16 protein-coding genes are annotated in these 16,568 nt (G+C 70.8%); 8 read left to right on the top strand and 8 right to left on the bottom strand.

Annotated features, from left to right (window positions below):
- Positions 1-83 precede the first annotated feature (83 nt).
- Entirely contained in the window at positions 84-617 is a 534-nt protein-coding gene (locus DP939_RS38980; RefSeq protein ID WP_225878754.1) for a methylated-DNA--[protein]-cysteine S-methyltransferase, read from the bottom strand.
- 73 nt (positions 618-690) lie between these two features.
- Here DP939_RS38980 and DP939_RS38975 point away from each other — a divergent pair, with 73 nt between their 5' ends.
- Positions 691-1,620, top strand: a complete 930-nt coding sequence (locus DP939_RS38975; protein WP_113985867.1) for a ribonuclease Z — start codon at positions 691-693, stop codon at positions 1,618-1,620.
- Here the strand turns inward: DP939_RS38975 and DP939_RS38970 are convergent.
- The 4 genes from DP939_RS38970 to DP939_RS38955 form a co-directional block, all read right to left on the bottom strand.
- On the bottom strand, positions 1,609-2,022 hold the full coding sequence (locus DP939_RS38970; RefSeq protein ID WP_113985866.1) for a type II toxin-antitoxin system VapC family toxin: 414 nt from the start codon (positions 2,020-2,022) through the stop codon (positions 1,609-1,611). The genes DP939_RS38975 and DP939_RS38970 overlap by 12 nt on opposite strands.
- Positions 2,019-2,267: a hypothetical protein gene (locus DP939_RS38965; protein WP_113985865.1), complete on the bottom strand. Its 249-nt coding sequence runs from the start codon at positions 2,265-2,267 to the stop codon at positions 2,019-2,021. The genes DP939_RS38970 and DP939_RS38965 overlap by 4 nt, the downstream gene beginning before the upstream one ends.
- A 116-nt stretch (positions 2,268-2,383) precedes the next feature.
- Positions 2,384-3,784: a dihydrolipoyl dehydrogenase gene (lpdA, locus tag DP939_RS38960; RefSeq protein ID WP_113985864.1), complete on the bottom strand. Its 1,401-nt coding sequence runs from the start codon at positions 3,782-3,784 to the stop codon at positions 2,384-2,386.
- A gap of 146 nt (positions 3,785-3,930) precedes the next feature.
- Positions 3,931-4,458 carry a hypothetical protein gene (locus DP939_RS38955; RefSeq protein WP_147268308.1) on the bottom strand — a complete coding sequence of 176 codons (528 nt, stop codon included), beginning with the start codon at positions 4,456-4,458 and terminating at the stop codon, positions 3,931-3,933.
- A 116-nt stretch (positions 4,459-4,574) separates the two neighbouring features.
- Between DP939_RS38955 and DP939_RS45665 the strand changes: the two genes are divergently transcribed.
- Positions 4,575-5,201 carry a hypothetical protein gene (locus DP939_RS45665; protein ID WP_147268307.1) on the top strand — a complete coding sequence of 209 codons (627 nt, stop codon included), beginning with the start codon at positions 4,575-4,577 and terminating at the stop codon, positions 5,199-5,201.
- 18 nt (positions 5,202-5,219) lie between these two features.
- Here the strand turns inward: DP939_RS45665 and miaB are convergent, their stop codons facing one another.
- Positions 5,220-6,722: a tRNA (N6-isopentenyl adenosine(37)-C2)-methylthiotransferase MiaB gene (gene miaB, locus DP939_RS38945; RefSeq protein WP_199565699.1), complete on the bottom strand. Its 1,503-nt coding sequence runs from the start codon at positions 6,720-6,722 to the stop codon at positions 5,220-5,222.
- 173 nt (positions 6,723-6,895) lie between these two features.
- Between miaB and DP939_RS38940 the strand changes: the two genes are divergently transcribed.
- The 5 genes from DP939_RS38940 (at position 6,896) to DP939_RS38920 (ending at position 12,345) form a co-directional block, all read left to right on the top strand.
- A complete protein-coding gene (locus tag DP939_RS38940; protein ID WP_113985860.1) occupies positions 6,896-7,651 on the top strand; it encodes an amino acid ABC transporter ATP-binding protein in 756 nt (251 codons plus the stop codon).
- A 98-nt stretch (positions 7,652-7,749) separates the two neighbouring features.
- On the top strand, positions 7,750-8,640 hold the full coding sequence (locus tag DP939_RS38935; protein ID WP_113985859.1) for a glutamate ABC transporter substrate-binding protein: 891 nt from the start codon (positions 7,750-7,752) through the stop codon (positions 8,638-8,640).
- A 97-nt stretch (positions 8,641-8,737) separates the two neighbouring features.
- Positions 8,738-9,406: an amino acid ABC transporter permease gene (locus DP939_RS38930; protein WP_113985858.1), complete on the top strand. Its 669-nt coding sequence runs from the start codon at positions 8,738-8,740 to the stop codon at positions 9,404-9,406.
- Entirely contained in the window at positions 9,403-10,290 is an 888-nt protein-coding gene (locus DP939_RS38925; protein WP_113985857.1) for an amino acid ABC transporter permease, read from the top strand. The genes DP939_RS38930 and DP939_RS38925 overlap by 4 nt, the downstream gene beginning before the upstream one ends.
- 135 nt (positions 10,291-10,425) lie before the next feature.
- Complete coding sequence (locus DP939_RS38920; protein ID WP_113985856.1) at positions 10,426-12,345, top strand: S9 family peptidase; 1,920 nt, start codon at positions 10,426-10,428, stop codon at positions 12,343-12,345.
- 5 nt (positions 12,346-12,350) lie between these two features.
- Here the strand turns inward: DP939_RS38920 and rny are convergent, their stop codons facing one another.
- On the bottom strand, positions 12,351-13,970 hold the full coding sequence (rny, locus tag DP939_RS38915) for a ribonuclease Y (protein WP_113985855.1): 1,620 nt from the start codon (positions 13,968-13,970) through the stop codon (positions 12,351-12,353).
- 406 nt (positions 13,971-14,376) lie between these two features.
- Between rny and DP939_RS38910 the strand changes: the two genes are divergently transcribed.
- Positions 14,377-14,937 carry a GNAT family N-acetyltransferase gene (locus DP939_RS38910; protein WP_113985854.1) on the top strand — a complete coding sequence of 187 codons (561 nt, stop codon included), beginning with the start codon at positions 14,377-14,379 and terminating at the stop codon, positions 14,935-14,937.
- A gap of 134 nt (positions 14,938-15,071) precedes the next feature.
- On the opposite strand, the gene recX is transcribed toward DP939_RS38910, so the two are convergent.
- Positions 15,072-15,605, bottom strand: a complete 534-nt coding sequence (gene recX / locus DP939_RS48280) for a recombination regulator RecX (RefSeq protein WP_225878753.1) — start codon at positions 15,603-15,605, stop codon at positions 15,072-15,074.
- Positions 15,606-16,568: the final 963 nt, after the last annotated feature.

The following is a 16,568-nucleotide window of genomic DNA, read 5'->3' as shown; positions in this document are numbered from 1 at the left end:
CCGGCCCGCTCACCCGCGTGGGCGACATGGGCTGACGACGGGGCCGCGCCGGGAGGGTGCGGCCCCGCCCTCGCCGTGCGGGCTCACATCTCCCAGTCGAGCATCGGCTGCAGGTAGCCCTCCAGGGTGAGCAGCCAGCGCTTGGACTCCACGCCCGTCCCGCCGCTGAAACCGCCGAGCCCGTCGCCCGCCACCACGCGGTGGCAGGGCACCACGATCGGGATCGGGTTGGCGCCCATGATCGAGCCGATCGCCCGCGCGGGCACGCCGCCGCCGCTCATCTCGGCCAGCTCGCCGTAGGTCACCGCCTTGCCGTACGGCACGCGCCCGTGCAGCGTGCCGAGCACCCGCCGTTGCACCGGGGAGAGCAGCCGCCAGTCCACCGGGACGCTGAAGGACCGCAGCTCGCCCGCGAAGTAGCGGGTCAGCTCGGCGAGCACGCCCGCCGTACGCCCGTCGGGGTCGCCCTCGGCCATCGGCAACCCCAGCCGCCGCGCCGCGTCCGCCCGCCGCTCGGGTGTGTCGCCCCAGACCAGGGCGGCCAGCCCGACGTCGGTGACGGCGACGGCGAGCCGCCCGAGCGGCGTCGGCACCGCGCCGAATACCACGCTTTCCACCACAAGATTCTATGCGCCCGCGACACCGGCGGGCACGGGCGGCGCAGGGCGACCAGTCCCTAGCATGGGGTCCGTGTCCATGCGCGAACTGATCGTCCTCGGTACGTCCAGCGCGGTGCCCACCCGGCTGCGCAACCAGAACGGCTACCTGCTGCGCTGGGACGGCGAGGGCTTCCTGTTCGACCCCGGCGAGGGCACCCAGCGGCAGATGTCCCACGCCGGGCTGAGCGCCCACGACGTCACCTGGATCTGCGTCACCCACCTGCACGGCGACCACTGCCTGGGCGTGCCGGGCGTCGTCCAGCGGATCGCCCGCGACGGTGTCGCCCACCAGGTGACGGCCGCCTATCCGGCGAGCGGCGCGGAGTACTGGCGGCGGCTACGGCACGCGACCCTGTTCGTGGACACCACGGTCATCGCCGAACGCCCCCTCACCGGCCCCTCGGTCACCCTCCCCGCGGGCCCGGTCACCCTGACCGCGCTCCCGCTGTCCCACACCGTCCCGGCGTACGGCTACCGGCTCGACGAGCCCGACGGCCGGCGCATGCTCCCCGACCGCCTGCGCGCCCGCGGCCTGGCGGGCCCCCTCATCGGCCGCCTCCAGCGCGAGGGTGCCGTCACCGCCCCGGACGGCTCCACCGTCACCCTCGCCGAATGCAGCGACCCGCGCCCGGGCCAGAGCGCCGCCTTCGTGATGGACACCCGGCTCTGCGACGCCGCCTTCCGGCTCGCCGAGGGCGCCGACCTGCTGGTGATCGAGTCGACGTACCTGTCCGCCGAGGCCCGCCTCGCCGAGGAGTACGGTCACCTGACCGCCGCCCAGGCCGGCCGGATCGCCGCCGAGTCCAACGTCCGCCGCCTGGTGCTCACCCACTTCTCCGAACGCTACGACCCCGGCGACGAGCCCCGCTTCCTCGACGAGGCCGCCAAGTCCTTCTCCGGCGAGATCGTCCTGGCCCACGACCTCGCCACGATCCCCGTCCCGAAGCGATCAGGGAAGTAACCGGAACGCCCGTACATGGCTGGGGCGCACGACGCTGAAATGCCGGTGGTCGAGCGTCGCCACCGCGTCCACACCGAGCCGTTCGGCGGTGGCGATCACCATGGCGTCGACCGCGCCCAACGGAAGATCCTCGTATCGGCCGACCAGTTCGGCGGCGCGGGCCAGGTCTCCTTTGGAGGGCATCACCAGGCGCGGGTCGCCGTTGGACAGCGAGGTCAGAAAGGCCGCCTCGGCGCGGGAGCCGCGGTACTTCTCGACCAGTTGGCACACTTCGACTACGACGGCCACCGGCACCAGCAGGGGGCCGGGAACCGTCTCAAGGAACTCGGTGCAACGCCGATGGTGCTTGTCGTCGGCGTCGAGTGCGGCCACCAGCGGGCCGGTATCGACAATGATCGTCACACAGGGTGATTCAGCCGGTCCCGCAAGATCTCTTCATGGCGTTCGGCGAGATCGCCCTCGCCGGAGCTGAACAGGCCCGCGAAGGACAGATGCCGCCGCTTGACCGGCGGGGTGGCCTCCGGCTCGGCCGCGCCCTCGTTGGCCGCCACCAGCCGCAACATCACGGCCCGCACCTCATGGACCTGGTGCGGGTGCAGTCGGTCGAGGAGCGCGTGCTCGTCTTCGTACTTGCGTGCGGCGTCCATGCCCCAAGTGTACTTTCCGAGAACCTCCGCCCCTACCCAACGTGAGGGTGGGGGCACCAAGGCCGGTGGGCGCCGGTGGTCACCCCCGCTCACGGTCGTGCGGGCCCTGGGTGGGGTCACATGTTGATCATGTGGCCGGCCAGGCCGTGGACGGCCTCCTTGACGGCCTCGCCCAGGGTGGGGTGGGCGTGGATGTTCCGGCCGACCTCGTGGACCGTCAGGTCCCACTGCTGGGCCAGGGTCAGCTCCGGGAGGAGTTCGGTGACCTCGGGGCCGATGAGGTGGGCGCCCAGGATCTCGCCGTACTTGGCGTCGCTGATCACCTTGACGAAGCCGTTGGGGTCGCCGAGGCCGTGTGCCTTGCCGTTGGCGGTGAAGGGGAACTTCACCACCTTGACATCGAAGCCCTGCTCCCGCGCCTGCGCCTCGGTCCAGCCGAAGCTGGCGACCTGCGGCTGGCAGTACGTCGCGCGCGGCACCATGACGAAGTCGATCTCCATCGTCTCCGCGCCGCCGATCGTCTCGGCCGCCACGATGCCCATCGCCTCGGCCGCGTGCGCCAGCATCAGCTTGGCGGTGACGTCGCCGATCGCGAAGATGTGCGGCACGTTCGTACGGCCGCGCCCGTCCACCGCGATCGCGCCGCGCTCGGTCAGCGCCACGCCCGTGTTCTCCAGCCCGTAGCCCTCGACCCTGGGCTGGAACCCGATCGCCTGCAGCACCTTGTCGGCCGCGAGCTTCTGCTGCTCGCCGTTGCGCGAGACGGTGACCTGGACCCGGTCGCCGGAGTCGTCGATGGACTCGACCTTGGTGGAGGTCAGCACCTCGATGCCGAGCCGCCGGTAGCGCTTGGCGAGTTCGGCGGACACCTCGGCGTCCTCCAGCGGGACGATGCGGTCCAGGAACTCCACGATCGTCACCTTGACGCCGTAGGAGTTGAGCACGTACGCGAACTCCACGCCGATCGCGCCCGCCCCGGCGATGATGACGCTTCCGGGCAGCCGGTCGGCGAGGATCTGCTCCTCGAAGGTCACCACCCGCTCGCTCAGCGACGTGCCGGGCAGCAGCTTGGTGGTGGTGCCCGCGGCGATGATGCAGTTGTCGAAGGTCACCGTCTCGCTGCCGCCGCCGTTGCGGGCGACCTGGAGGGTGTGCGCGTCCGTGAACGTGCCCCGCCCGTCGTACTCGGTGATGGCGTTCTTCTTCATCAGGTAGTGGACGCCCTTGACCCGGCCGTCGGCGACCTTGCGGCTGCGCTTGAACGCCTCGCCGTAGTCGAAGGACACGGTGCCGTCGACGCGCATGCCGAACGTCTTCGCCTCATGGGTGAAGATGTGCGCGAGCTCGGCGTTGCGCAACAGGGCCTTGGAGGGGATACAACCGACGTTGAGGCAGATACCGCCCCAGTATCGCTCCTCGACGACCGCCACCTGCAGGCCGAGCTGCGCGGCTCGCACCGCGGCGGTGTATCCGCCGGGCCCCGCGCCCAGGACTACCACGTCGTAGTGAGTGCTCATGTGCCGGACCCTATTCGCAGCGGGCCTTCCGGGCATCAGCGGGGGGCATGTCGGCGCGCCCCGCACGGCGCACTGTGGGACCAGGCTACAGGGCACGGCCCGCCGTACCGGCTCGGGAAAGCGGTACGACGGGCGCGCTCAGCCCCTTACTGCGGGCCTCGGCCGGGGACCAGGCCGGGAGGACCGTCGCTCGGCCAGTCGTCGACCTCCTCCGCCTGCCCGCCGTCGTTCTTCGGCGAGGTCGGCGTGGAGTCCTTCTTCTCTTCCGGGTCCTTCTCCGGCTCGCGGCCGGCGTTGCCGGGCTCGCCCGCGTCGCCGGGGTCGGCGTCGGGGACGGAGTGGGCCTCCACGGAGGGTGTGTCCTCCGCCGTGCCCTCTCCCTCGCCGCCGGGCTCGGCGGGCTCGGCGGGCTCGGACTGTTCCGCGGGTGCCGCGGGGGCTTCCGCGCGGTCCGCGGGCTGCCCTGTCGTGGCGGTGCCGCTGGGCGCGGCACCGCCGGTGTCGTTGAGCACCGCGAAGGCGACGCCCCCCGCGGCGAGGACGGCGACGAGAGCACCCGCGGCTATGGCCTGGCCGCGCCTGCTCCCTCTCTTCCTCCTGGACCCTGTGTTCTTGGTCTCGTCGTGCTCGGTCGGATCGGTATGGCCCGTCGATGATCGGACGTGCCGCTGCATGAGTCGACAACTCCCTGCGGTCGTATCGGTGGAAACCAGCACGGTTCCCGAGGGTGCTGGACCACACTAACCCCAGTAACGAAATCGGCGCACAAGGATCACAAAGGAATCACACCTTGTCCCTCATCTCACGACTTTTCGCGGGTCAGCGGCGTTCCTGGGTGGCGGCGGCGGGCGCGGTCGCCGTCCTCGGTACCGCGGGAACCGGGGTCTTCCTGGCCTTTTCGGCTGGCCAGAACGCGAATTCCGGGCCACCGGAGCAGTCGACGACGAGTGACGGCACCCCGCGCCCGCGGCCGGGACGGCCGGTGGGCACGGCGGGGCGGCCGGAGCCGCGGCCGTCCGGTGAGTTCTCCGGATGGGTGCCGGGGAGCGGCACACCGACGCCCGCCCCCTCGACGCCGCGACGCGAGGCGGCGGTCCCGGTACCGAGCGGGGATCGGGTGGATGCGACGCGTCCGGGCGGGCACCCTCCGACCGCGGGGCGCCAGGCGCCCCGCCCGCCCACCGCCAAGACGCGCCGGAACGGCGGAGCGCGCCACGCCCCGGTACGCCCGCCCGAGCGCAGGGCTCCCCGCCGTCAACAGGCTCCGGAGCCCGAACCACGACCGCAGCCCCTGCCACAGCCACAGCCCGCGCCGCGCCCCTCGGTCACCTGGCGCGGCGCCAACCCGTGCGCGACCTTCGACGACTTCCGCCGGCCGTACTGCGACCGGTTCCTCGACCGGCTCCGCAGGCACTGAGCCGGCGGGCCCGGCGGCTCAGGAACAGCCGGTGGCCTGGACGGCGGTGGCGGCGGGACGGCCGATGGACGGCATGCCCAGCATGACGCCTGGAGCGGGCGCCGGAGCGGCCTGGCGCGCGGCCCACGCATCGCCCGCGCGGGTGCGGCGCAGCGACAGCGGCACGCCGTCGGCCACCAGGTGGTGCGGGGCCGCGTAGGTGATCTCGACGCGGACCATGTCACCCGGCCGGGGCTGCTCCGCACCCGGCGCGAAGTGGACGAGCCGGTTGTCGGGGGCGCGGCCGGACAGGCGGCGGGTCGCGTCGTCCTTGCGCCCCTCGCCCTCGGCCACCAGGACCTCGATCACCTTGCCGACCTGCCCGCGGTTCTCCTCCCAGGAGATCTCCTCCTGCAGCGCCACCAGCCGCTCGTAGCGCTCCTGCACGACCTCCTTCGGCACCTGCCCGTCCATGGTGGCCGCGGGGGTGCCGGGGCGGATGGAGTACTGGAAGGTGTAGGCGTGCGCGAAGCGCGAGGCGCGGACCACGTCGAGGGTCTGCTGGAAGTCGGCCTCGGTCTCGCCGGGGAAGCCGACGATGATGTCGGTGGAGATGGCCGCGTCCGGCATGGCCGCGCGGACCCTCTCGATGATCCCGAGGTAGCGCTCGGCGCGGTAGGAGCGGCGCATCGCCCGCAGCACGGTGTCGGAGCCGGACTGCAGCGGCATGTGCAACTGGTGCATCACGTTGGGCGTCTCGGCCATGGCGGCGATCACGTCGTCGGTGAAGGCGGCGGGGTGCGGCGAGGTGAACCGCACGCGTTCCAGGCCGTCGATCTCGCCGCAGGCGCGCAGCAGCTTGCCGAACGCCAGCCGGTCGCCGAACTCGACGCCGTAGGTGTTGACGTTCTGGCCGAGCAGCGTCACCTCCAGCACGCCCTGCTCGACGAGCGTGCGGACCTCGCCGAGTACGTCGCCGGGGCGGCGGTCCTTCTCCTTGCCGCGCAGCGACGGCACGATGCAGAACGTGCAGGTGTTGTTGCAGCCGACCGAGATCGCCACCCACGCGGCGTACGCGGACTCGCGCTTGGTCGGCAGGGTGCTGGGGAAGACCTCCAGCGACTCCTTGATCTCGACCTGCGCCTCGCGCGCGATCCTGGCGCGTTCGAGCAGGACGGGCAGCGAGCCGATGTTGTGGGTGCCGAACACCACGTCCACCCACGGCGCCTTGCGGACGATCTCCCCCTGGTCCTTCTGGGCCAGGCAGCCGCCGACCGCGATCTGCATGCGCGGGTTGCGGGTCTTGGCCGGGCGCAGGTGCCCGAGGTTGCCGTAGAGGCGGTTGTCGGCGTTCTCGCGCACCGCGCAGGTGTTGAACACGACCACGTCGGCGGCCTCGCCGTCGTCCGCCCGCACGTAGCCCGCGTCCTCCAGCAGCCCGGCGAGCCGCTCGGAGTCGTGTACATTCATCTGGCACCCGTAGGTCCGGACCTCGTAGGTGCGGCCATCGCCGGCGCGGGCGCTCTCCTCGGTGACATTCATCTCGCTGACAAGACTAAGCGTCATCCGGACGCGAGCGGGCATCACTCACGTACAGGACGGGCCCCTGCCCCTGTGACCTGGGGCACCAACAGCGCGTTCGTCAACCCGCCGTGATCGGATCGGTACCCGGCGGTTAGTGACGGGTGCCCTTCACCTGCATAACGTTGACCACCATGACGGAGAACGGGGACGCGACTCCACTCGTCAGCCTGGTCGGGGTCAACAAACACTTCGGCGCGCTACATGTGCTGAAGAACATCGACCTCACCGTGGACCGTGGCGAGGTAATGGTCGTCATCGGGCCCTCCGGCGGGGGCAAGTCGACACTGTGCCGGACGATCAACCGCCTGGAGACGATCGACGAAGGCCAGATCATCTTCGACGGCATACCGTTGCCCGAGGAGGGCAGGGCGCTGGCCCGGCTGCGCTCCGAGGTCGGCATGGTGTTCCAATCCTTCAACCTCTTCGCCCACAAGACGATTCTGGACAACGTCACACTGGGGCCGGTGAAGGTTCGCAGGAAGCCGCGCAAGGAGGCGGCCATGCGCGCGATGGAGCTACTCGACCGGGTGGGCATCGCCAGTCAGGCGCACAAGTACCCGGCGCAGCTCTCCGGCGGGCAGCAGCAGCGGGTGGCCATCGCCCGCGCGCTGGCGATGGACCCGAAGATGATCCTGTTCGACGAGCCCACCTCGGCACTGGACCCGGAGATGGTCCAGGAGGTGCTCGACGTCATGATCGGCCTGGCCAGGGACGGCATGACCATGGTCGTGGTCACCCACGAGATGGGATTCGCCCGCCGGGCCGCCAACCGGGTCGTGTTCATGGCCGACGGCCAGATCGTCGAACAGAACACCCCCGACGAGTTCTTCACCAACGCCAGGACCGACCGGGCCAGGGACTTCCTGTCGAAGATCCTCACCCACTGAACCCCTGACCTCGCGCAACACGGCTCTCACCCCCCAAGGCTCCCCACCTTTAGGCTCCAACCTTTAGGCCCCATCCTTTAGGAAGAAGAGGTACGTAAATGCGGGTAGGACGTTTCGGCGCGGTACTCGCCGCAGCGGGCGCGCTGACGCTGGGCCTGGCGGCGTGCGGTGGCGGCGGTGGCGGCGGTGGAACCGGCGCCAAGACCGATCGGGCCACCTCGGTCGTCGACAAGGTGAAGAACACCAAGCGGATCGTGGTCGGCACCAAGTGGGACCAGCCCGGCCTGGGCCTGAACACCGGCGGCGGCGAACCACAGGGCTTCGACGTGGACGTGGCGAAGTACGTCGTGAAGGAGATCTCGGGCGACCCGAACGTCCAGATCGAGTGGAAGGAGTCCGCCTCCTCCAACCGCGAGCCGTTCCTCGCCAACGGCACGGTCGACATCATCTTCGCCACCTACTCGATCACCGAGGAGCGCAAGGCCAAGGTGACGTTCGGCGGGCCGTACATCGTGGCCCACCAGGACACCATGGTCCGCGGCGACGCCACGGAGATCACCAAGGCGACCGACCTCGCGGGCAAGCGGATCTGCCAGGCCGCGGGCTCCAACTCCTACAAGCGGATCACCGACCCGCCGCCGGACGGCAAGCTCGACCTGGACGCCAAGCTGGTCGGCGCGAGCAACTACTCCGAGTGCGTCTCCAAGCTGAGCGGCAACAACCTGGACGCGGTGACCACCGACGACCTCATCCTGGCCGGGTTCGCCGCGCAGGGCGGTAACTACAAGATCCTCGGTGACCCGTTCACGGACGAGAAGTACGGCGTCGGCCTGAAGAAGGGCGACACCAAGACCTGCGAGGCGGTCAACAAGGCCATCACCAAGATGTACAGCGACGGCACCGCCAAGCAGATCTTCGACAAGTGGTTCGGCAAGGCGAAGGGGCTCACCGCGCCCACGGCCGCGCCGCAGTTCGAGACCTGCGCGTAGGGTTCGCCGCGACTCTTCGCACTTCTCTCACGTACGCGGCGGCCGGTGACCGGCGCGAGCCGGCACCCGCCGCCGCCGCACCCGTGGCTGGAGCACGATGGATGAACTGATCGAATACGCGCCGGACCTGCTGGCCGGTTTCGCGGAGAACCTGAAGCTGTCGGCGGTGTGCGGTGTGCTGTCGCTGATCTTCGGCACGATCCTGGTCGGCATACGGGTCTCCCCCACGCCGGTACTCCGCGCGGCGGGCACGACTTACGTCAACATCGCGCGTAACACACCGCTGACCCTGGTCCTGGCCTTCTCCTCGCTCGGGCTCAGCGACCAGATCGGGCTCGTCTTCTCCGACGAGCCGAGCACGAACGGGTTCTGGCTTGTGGTGCTGGGCCTCACCGCCTACACCTCCACCTTCGTCTGCGAGGCGCTGCGCGCGGGCATCAACACCGTGCCGTTCGGGCAGGCGGAGGCGGCCCGGGCGATCGGGCTGACCTTCCTGCAGTCGCTCAGCATGATCATCCTGCCACAGGCGTTCCGGGCCGTCATCGCGCCGCTCGGCAACGTGATGATCGCGATGATCAAGAACACCACGGTCGCCATCGCCGCGGGGTACCTGGCCGACGTGGCGTTCGTGATGAAGGACACCTTCGACACCACCGGCGTGTCGATCCCCATCTTCCTCGGCATCGTCGTGGCCTTCATGGTGGTGGTGCTGCCGATCGGATTCCTGACCGGCTGGCTGGCCAAGCGACTGGCGGTGGCCCGATGAACGGCGGCGCGACCCTTCTCTTCGACGCCCCGGGGCCGCGGGCCCGGCTGCGCAACCACCTGCTGACCGCGGTGGCGCTGGTGGCGCTGCTGGCGATCGCCTGGTTCGTCTACAGCAGATTCGACGCGAAGGGGCAGTGGCGGGCCGAGATCTGGGAGCCCTTCGCACGGCCCGCGACCTGGACCAACTTCATCGTTCCCGGCCTGATCGGCACGCTCAAGGCGGCCGGGCTGGGCGCGGTGTTCGCGCTGGTCTTCGGCGCGGTCTTCGGTCTGGCCAGGCTGTCCGACCACCGGTGGGTCCGGATCCCGGCCGGGGTGGTCGTGGAGGTCTTCCGGGCGATTCCGCTGCTGCTGCTGATCTTCTTCGTCTTCTACCTGCTGCCCTCGCTGCTCGGCGGCGGTGACTACACGCTGATCGCCGTGGTCGTGGGGCTGACCCTGTACAACGGGTCGGTGCTGGCGGAGATCATCAGGGCCGGGGTGCTCGCGGTGCCACGCGGGCAGTCGGAGGCCGCGTACGCGATCGGGCTGCGCAAGACCGGCGTACTGTGGCGCATCCTGCTCCCGCAGGCCATCACCGCGATGATGCCGGCCATCGTCAGCCAGTTGGTGGTGTTGCTGAAGGACACCGCGCTCGGCTACATCATCGCCTACGTGGACCTGCTGAACTTCGGCTTCAAGATCATCCCGCCGAACTTCCCAGGGTCGCTGATCCCCGCGGCGATCGTCATCGGGATCATCTACATCGGCCTGAACATGCTGCTCAGCGCGCTGGCCACCTGGCTGGAGCGGCGCAGCAGGCGCAGCCGTAAGAGTGCGGCGCGGCCGATCGGGCTGTCCACGGTGGCCGGACCTGCCGGGGCGGGCGTGGGTCAGGGCTGAGTGCCCCTTGAGGCGGTCGCCGGAGTTCCGCGGCGACCGCCTCGCTGTCACCTGAACACCTGAGCAGGTGGCGCACTCACGTAAAGGGACGGCCAAAGGGAGACGGACGGCCGCCTTTTCCGGCAGGATGCGGCTATGTCCCCCGAGCGACCGCCGACCCGGACCACCACCGTGCCGCACACCGCCTGGCCCTCACCGATCTCCACCTCCGACGTCGCCCGAGCCGGGCTCGGCCTCGGGTTCCCCAGCGTGCTGGGCGATGAGGTGTGGTGGAGCGAAGACCGTCCGGCCGAGGGCGGGCGCACCACGATCATGCACCGCGCCGCCGACGGCACCCGCCGCGAGCTGCTGGCCGCGCCGTGGAGCGCCAGGTCCCGGGTGCACGAGTACGGCGGGCGCTCGTACGCGGTCGCGCCCGGCGGCCTGCTGGTCTTCGCCAACCACGCCGACCAGCGGCTCTACCTGGTCACCGCAGACGCGGAGCCGGTGGCCCTCACCCCCGATCCCGAGCGGCACGCCGGGCTGCGGTACGCCGACCTGCACATCCGCGACGGGCATGTGTGGGCGGTGCGCGAGCGCCACCACGACGACGGCAAGGTGGACCGGGCGATCGTGTCGATCTCCCTCGACGACCCCGCCATCGGTCATGCCGGGGCAGAGCCCATCGAGCACGTCACCGGCAGCGACTTCTACGCCTTCCCCACCATCTCCCCCGACGGCGCACATCTCGCCTACATCTGCTGGAACCACCCGCGGATGCCGTGGCAGGGCACCGAGTTGCGGGTCACGCGCCTCGCCGACGGCCATTCCTGGATGGTCAAGGGCGGCCAGACCGAGTCTGTGCTGGCTCCGCGGTGGCGCGATGACCGGCACCTCTACCTGATCTCCGACTGGTCGGGCTGGTGGAATCTCTACCAGATCGGCATCTACGGCACCTCGCTGCAGGCGCTGCATCCGGCCGAGGAGGAGTTCGCCGGGGCGCTGTGGCGGCTGGGCTACGCCCCGTACGCCGTGCTCGGCGACGGGCGGCTCGCCGTGCTGCACGGCCGCGGCGACCTGCGGCCGGCCATCCTCGATCCGGATACCGGCACGCTGACCGACCTCGACGTGCCCTACGACGGCTGGGTGCCCTCGCTGGCCGCCGACGGCATGACGCTGACCGGCATCGCGTACGGCGCGGCGGTGCCCGGCTCGGTGGTGCGGATCGACGCCGTGACCGGCCGGGTCGAAGGGCTGCGCCGGGACGTCGAGGAGCTGCCCGACATCGCCTACCTGCCGGAGGCGCGGGCCGTGGAGATCGAAAGCCGCTTCGGGCGGCGCGTGCACGCGATCGTCTACCCGCCGGCCAACCCGGTCGCCAAGGGCGAGGGCCTGCCGCCGTACGTCGTGGCGGTGCACGGCGGGCCCACCGCGCACGCGGTCCGCGCGCTCGACCTCGAACGCGCGTTCTTCACCAGCCGCGGGATCGGCATCATCGACGTCAACTACGGCGGGTCCAGCGGCTATGGCCGGGCCTACCGGGAGCGGCTGCGCGGCCAGTGGGGCGTCATCGACGTCGAGGACACCATCGCCGCCGCCGAGTGGCTGGTCGCCGAGGGCCTGGCGGACGAGACGCGGATCGCCGTGCGCGGCGGCAGCGCCGGCGGCTGGACCGCGCTCGCGGCCTGCTGCGCCTCCCGGGCGTTCGCCGGCGGCGTGTCCTACTACGGCGTCAGCGCCCTCGCGCCGCTCAACGCGACCACGCACGACTTCGAGTCACGTTACGTCGAATGGCTGGTCGGCGCCGAGGACCCGGTGCTGTACGCCTCCCGAGAGCCGCTCGCCCGCGCGGGCGACGTACGCTGCCCGATGCTGCTGCTCCAGGGGCTCGACGACCCGGTGGTGCCGCCCGCGCAGTCCGAGGCGTTCGCGGCGGCCCTGGCCGAGCACGGCGTGCCCTGCACCTACCTGACCTTCGAGGGCGAGTCGCACGGCTTTCGCCGGGCCGAGACGCGCAGCGCCGCGCTGGCCGCCGAACTGGCCTTCTACCAGCAGATCTTCTGGGCGGGCCGGTGAACTGATCAGCGCGCGAACTCCGTCGAGCGCGACTCCCGCACGACGGTGATGCGGATCTGCCCCGGATAGGTCAGCTCTTCCTCGATCTGCTTGGCGACGTCGCGAGCGATCACCTGGGTCTGGATGTCGTCCACCGTGTCGGGCTTGACCATGACGCGGATCTCCCGGCCCGCCTGCATGGCGAACACCTTCTCCACGCCGTCGAAGGACTGGGCGATCTGCTCCAGGCGTTCCAGCCGCTTGACGTACGCCTCCAGCGACTCGCGCCGCGCACCCGGGCGGCTGCCGCTGATCGCGTCGGCGGCCTGGGTGAGCACGGCCTCCACGGTGCGCACCTCGACCTCGTTGTGATGGGCCTCGATCGCGTGGACGACGTCCTCGTGCTCGCCGTACCTGCGGGCGATCTCGGCGCCGATCAGCGCGTGGCTGCCCTCGACCTCGTGGGTGAGGGCCTTGCCGATGTCGTGCAGGACGGTGCAGCGCTTGAGCAGCTTGGGGTCCATGCCCAGCTCCACGGCCATGATCCCGGCGATGTGCGCGGACTCGACGAGGTGCTTGAGCACGTTCTGGCCGTAGGAGGTGCGGTAGCGGAGCTGGCCGAGCAGCGTGACCAGTTCGGGGTGCATGTCGGTGATGCCCAGCTCCACCAGGGCGTCCTCACCGGCGCGTACGCAGAGGTCCTGGACCTCGGCCCGGCTGCGCTCGTGCGCCTCCTCGATGCGCTGCGGGTGGATGCGGCCGTCGAGCACCAGCTTTTCCAGCGTCAGGCGGGCGGTCTCCCGGCGTACCGGGTCGAAGCAGGAGAGCAGCACCGCCTCCGGGGTGTCGTCGATGATCAGGTTGACCCCGGTCGTCGACTCGAACGCCCTGATGTTGCGTCCTTCGCGGCCGATGATGCGGCCCTTCATCTCATCGCCCGGCAGGTGCAGGACCGAGACCACCGACTCGGCGGTCTGCTCGGTCGCGACCCGCTGCACGGCCAGCGTCACGATCTTGCAGGCGCGCTTCTCCGCCTCCTTGCGGGCCTCGCTCTCGATCTCCCTGATCAGCAGCACGGCCTCGCGCTTGGCCTGGTTCTCGATCTCCTTGACCAGCTCGTTCTTGGCCTGTTCGGCGGTGAGGCCGGAGACGCGCTCCAGAATCGCCCGGCGTTCGTCCTCGATCTGCAGCAGGTCCTCGCGCCGGTCGGCCAGTTCGGTCTCGGTCTCGGCGAGCTTCCTGCCCCGCTCCGCCTGCCGCCGCGCCTCCTCGTCCAGGCGCTGCTCCCGCTCGGCCAGCCGGTTCTCCCGGCGCTCAAGGTCGGCCCGGAACTCCTTCAGCTCCGACTTGAGGACCCGGGTCTCCTCCTCGACCTCCTGGCGCAACTTGATCGCGCTCTTCTCGACGGCCTCGGAGCGGCCGGCGATCTCGCCCGCCTCGGCTTCCGCGCGGGTGCGGATCTCCCCGGCCTCCTGCCTGGCCCGCTCCAGCTCGGCCTGGACCTCGGCCAGTTCCTCCGGCGAGGGCCCGGTCGCGCGAAGGCCGATGGCTCCGGTACGGCGCGCGAGTACGACCAGCGCGGCGATCGCCACCACGGCGAAGACGAGCACCGCCACCGTCAGGGCGACCACCACCGCAGTCTCCATGCGCGCCCCCAGCCTCCTCGCGTAGCGATCTTCAAGCCCGCGAAGGGTCACACCCACGGCACGGAAACACCAACCGCTGGCGCCGCCAGGACAGATATCAACCCGCGTCAGGTAAGGCACCGACCGTCACCGATCGACGCCGTGCCCGCCTCACCTTCGAGCCCGTTCGTCCGTCGTACACCGTTATGGCAATCCGCACAGCGCGGAGTGACTCCTCACTGCCGTCGAGATTAAGCGTCGAAGAGGTAACGGGCAAGCAAAGGCGACCTGTCAAGCTAGTTCCTACTCATACGACGCCGTCCCACAACATCCCCCAAATCACCACATTCAACCCTGATACCGCACGGAATAGTTCATGCCAGGAGGGGACTGCACGCATTGGCATCGAGGAGAGGAGTGATCGAACATGTCCGGCCTGGTGGTCAGGCGTCATGGCCGAAACGACGCCCACACCGTCCGTGGCGTCGTCTCACTCATCCACCGCGGCGCGTGCGTCAGGGAGGTCGCGGGGGGCGACCCGTCCGCGGGGGACGCTGAATTCATCGGGCGCTTCGATCGGTACATCGCAAACCGGGGTTTCGAACTCGTCGTGGCGTATGAGGACGGCGAGCCGGTGGGACAGGCGTGGGGCTGGCCACTGGACGAACGATCGGGCGCCGCCTGGTGGAAGGGCCTGGTACGCCCGCCCGAGCCGGGGTTCGACCACGAGGACGGGCACCGCACCTTCGCGCTCTCGGCCCTCATGGTCCACCGCGCCTGGACCCGCCGCGGCATCGCCCGCACCCTCCACGACGAACTCCTGCTGCACCGCCCGGAAAAGCGAGCCACCCTCCTCGTCCGCCCGGGCAACATCGCGGCCTACTCCGCCTACACCAAGTGGGGATGGACCCACCGCGCCACCCTCCACCCGGACGCCCCCTTCGCCCCCACCCTGGACGTCCTCACCCTCGACCTCACACCCCCATGACCCCGCCCCCTGACACGACCGTACCGAGACATCCACCACCGAACCGCCCCCGGACCATCAGCCAGATCCACGCGATCCGCCCCCACCCCCGCAAGGCACCACCCGAGCAGGGGTGCGCGGGGATCTCGGTGGGGTCAGTCGAGGTCTTCGGGGAGGTCGGCGGAGTCGAGGCCGTCGGCTTCGAGGGCCTCGCGGATGATGCGGAAGGCCAGGCCGGGAGAGTATCCCTTGCGGGCGAGCATGCCGGCGAGGCGGCGGGTGCGTACCGGGCCGGGGAGGCCGCGGGTGGAGGGGAGCTTGCGGGCCACGAGACGGCGGGCGGTCTCGGCCTCCTCTTCGGGATCGAGGCGATCGACCGCGTCGCGTACGGTGTCGTCGTCAACGCCGCGCCGCCGCAGCTCGGCCGCGAGGGCCCGGCGGGCCAGCCCGCGCCCGGCGTGACGGGAGGTGACCCAGGCGTCGGCGAACGCCTTGTCGTCGATCAATCCCACTTCGGAGAAGCGGGCGAGCACGGCGTCGGCCGCCTCCTGTGGGACCTCACGCCGGCGCAGCGCGTCGGCGAGCTGTGCCCGGGTACGTGGCGCCATGGTCAGCAGCCGCAGGCAGATCGACCGCGCCACCGCCTCCGGATCGGCATCCGGCCCCTCACTGGCAGGCGACCCCGGCACCGGCCCTTCCGGATCGACGCCCGACCCCCCACGGGCCGAGGAGCGCGACTTCGCCCCTCGCCCACCACGCCGCCGCTTCCCCGAACCGCCACGCTCAGCACCCTCATCGCCCACCGGCGACGCATCGGCGGGCTTGCCACGTCGCGGCGCGGGAGCTGGGTCGTCAGCGGACGGCGAGAGATCAGGCCGGGCATTCCAGTCCAGTGGCCCCTCCGAATCCGCACCAGCCGACGACCGAGACACCTGCCGCCACCCCCTGCGCACGCCCTCGCCGTCTACCGGCGTGGAGCCGAAATCGTCGGCCGACGAGGAAAAGCCAGGACGAGCGTCCCAGCCCAGTGCCCCGCCAGCAGCCCACTGCCCTGACGCATCACCACCGGCCGACGCCTGGGCGCCCGGCCTCCGCCCATCAGGCCAAGGTTCCGTTGAACCGCCATCAGATCGCCGCCCTGCCCGCGACTCCCCACGCTCGAAGCTCTCATCGCCCACCGGCGCATCCCGGCCCGGCGATGCACCAGCGGACGGGGAGGGACCGGGCCGAGCGCTCCAGTCCAGAGGCCCGTCAACAGCCCGCCGCCCTGACGAAAACCCAGCCACAAACCCCTCCGAACCACCACCGGCCGACGACCGAGACACCGGCCCCCGCCTATCAGGCCGAGGCTCCGTTAGACCGCCGTCGGATCGCCCCTGCCCGCGAGCCGCCACGCCCGCCCCGGCGACTCCCGTCCCGGCCATACATCGGCGGGCATGCCACCTCTCGGCGCGAGATCGACGAGCGTTTCAGTCCAGTGGCCCCTGCCCCGGCCATCAGCCCCTCCGAATCCGCACCGGCCGATGACCGCGAACACCTGCCGCCGCCCGGTACTCACGCCCTCGCCGTCTACCGGCCAAGCGTCACCGAGGCTTCGGGGCTCCGGGCTGGAGCCAGGAGCGTCGGCCGACAGGAAGAAGGCGGGGCGAGCG

It is taken from the genome of Spongiactinospora rosea (assembly GCF_003315795.1).
Taxonomy (GTDB): domain Bacteria; phylum Actinomycetota; class Actinomycetes; order Streptosporangiales; family Streptosporangiaceae; genus Spongiactinospora; species Spongiactinospora rosea.
The sequence above is the reverse complement of the archived record's forward strand: the minus strand, read 5'-3'. Positions and strand labels throughout refer to the sequence as shown.

Coding starts and splice junctions, on each gene's coding strand:
- DP939_RS38965 (WP_113985865.1), bottom strand. CDS start 2,267: ATGGACGCCGCACGCAAGTACGAAGACGAGCACGCGCTCCTCGACCGA.
- lpdA (WP_113985864.1), bottom strand. CDS start 3,784: ATGAGCACTCACTACGACGTGGTAGTCCTGGGCGCGGGGCCCGGCGGA.
- DP939_RS38955 (WP_147268308.1), bottom strand. CDS start 4,458: ATGCAGCGGCACGTCCGATCATCGACGGGCCATACCGATCCGACCGAG.
- miaB (WP_199565699.1), bottom strand. CDS start 6,722: ATGAATGTCACCGAGGAGAGCGCCCGCGCCGGCGATGGCCGCACCTAC.
- DP939_RS38940 (WP_113985860.1), top strand. CDS start 6,896: ATGACGGAGAACGGGGACGCGACTCCACTCGTCAGCCTGGTCGGGGTC.
- DP939_RS38935 (WP_113985859.1), top strand. CDS start 7,750: ATGCGGGTAGGACGTTTCGGCGCGGTACTCGCCGCAGCGGGCGCGCTG.
- DP939_RS38930 (WP_113985858.1), top strand. CDS start 8,738: ATGGATGAACTGATCGAATACGCGCCGGACCTGCTGGCCGGTTTCGCG.
- DP939_RS38925 (WP_113985857.1), top strand. CDS start 9,403: ATGAACGGCGGCGCGACCCTTCTCTTCGACGCCCCGGGGCCGCGGGCC.
- DP939_RS38920 (WP_113985856.1), top strand. CDS start 10,426: ATGTCCCCCGAGCGACCGCCGACCCGGACCACCACCGTGCCGCACACC.
- rny (WP_113985855.1), bottom strand. CDS start 13,970: ATGGAGACTGCGGTGGTGGTCGCCCTGACGGTGGCGGTGCTCGTCTTC.
- DP939_RS38910 (WP_113985854.1), top strand. CDS start 14,377: ATGTCCGGCCTGGTGGTCAGGCGTCATGGCCGAAACGACGCCCACACC.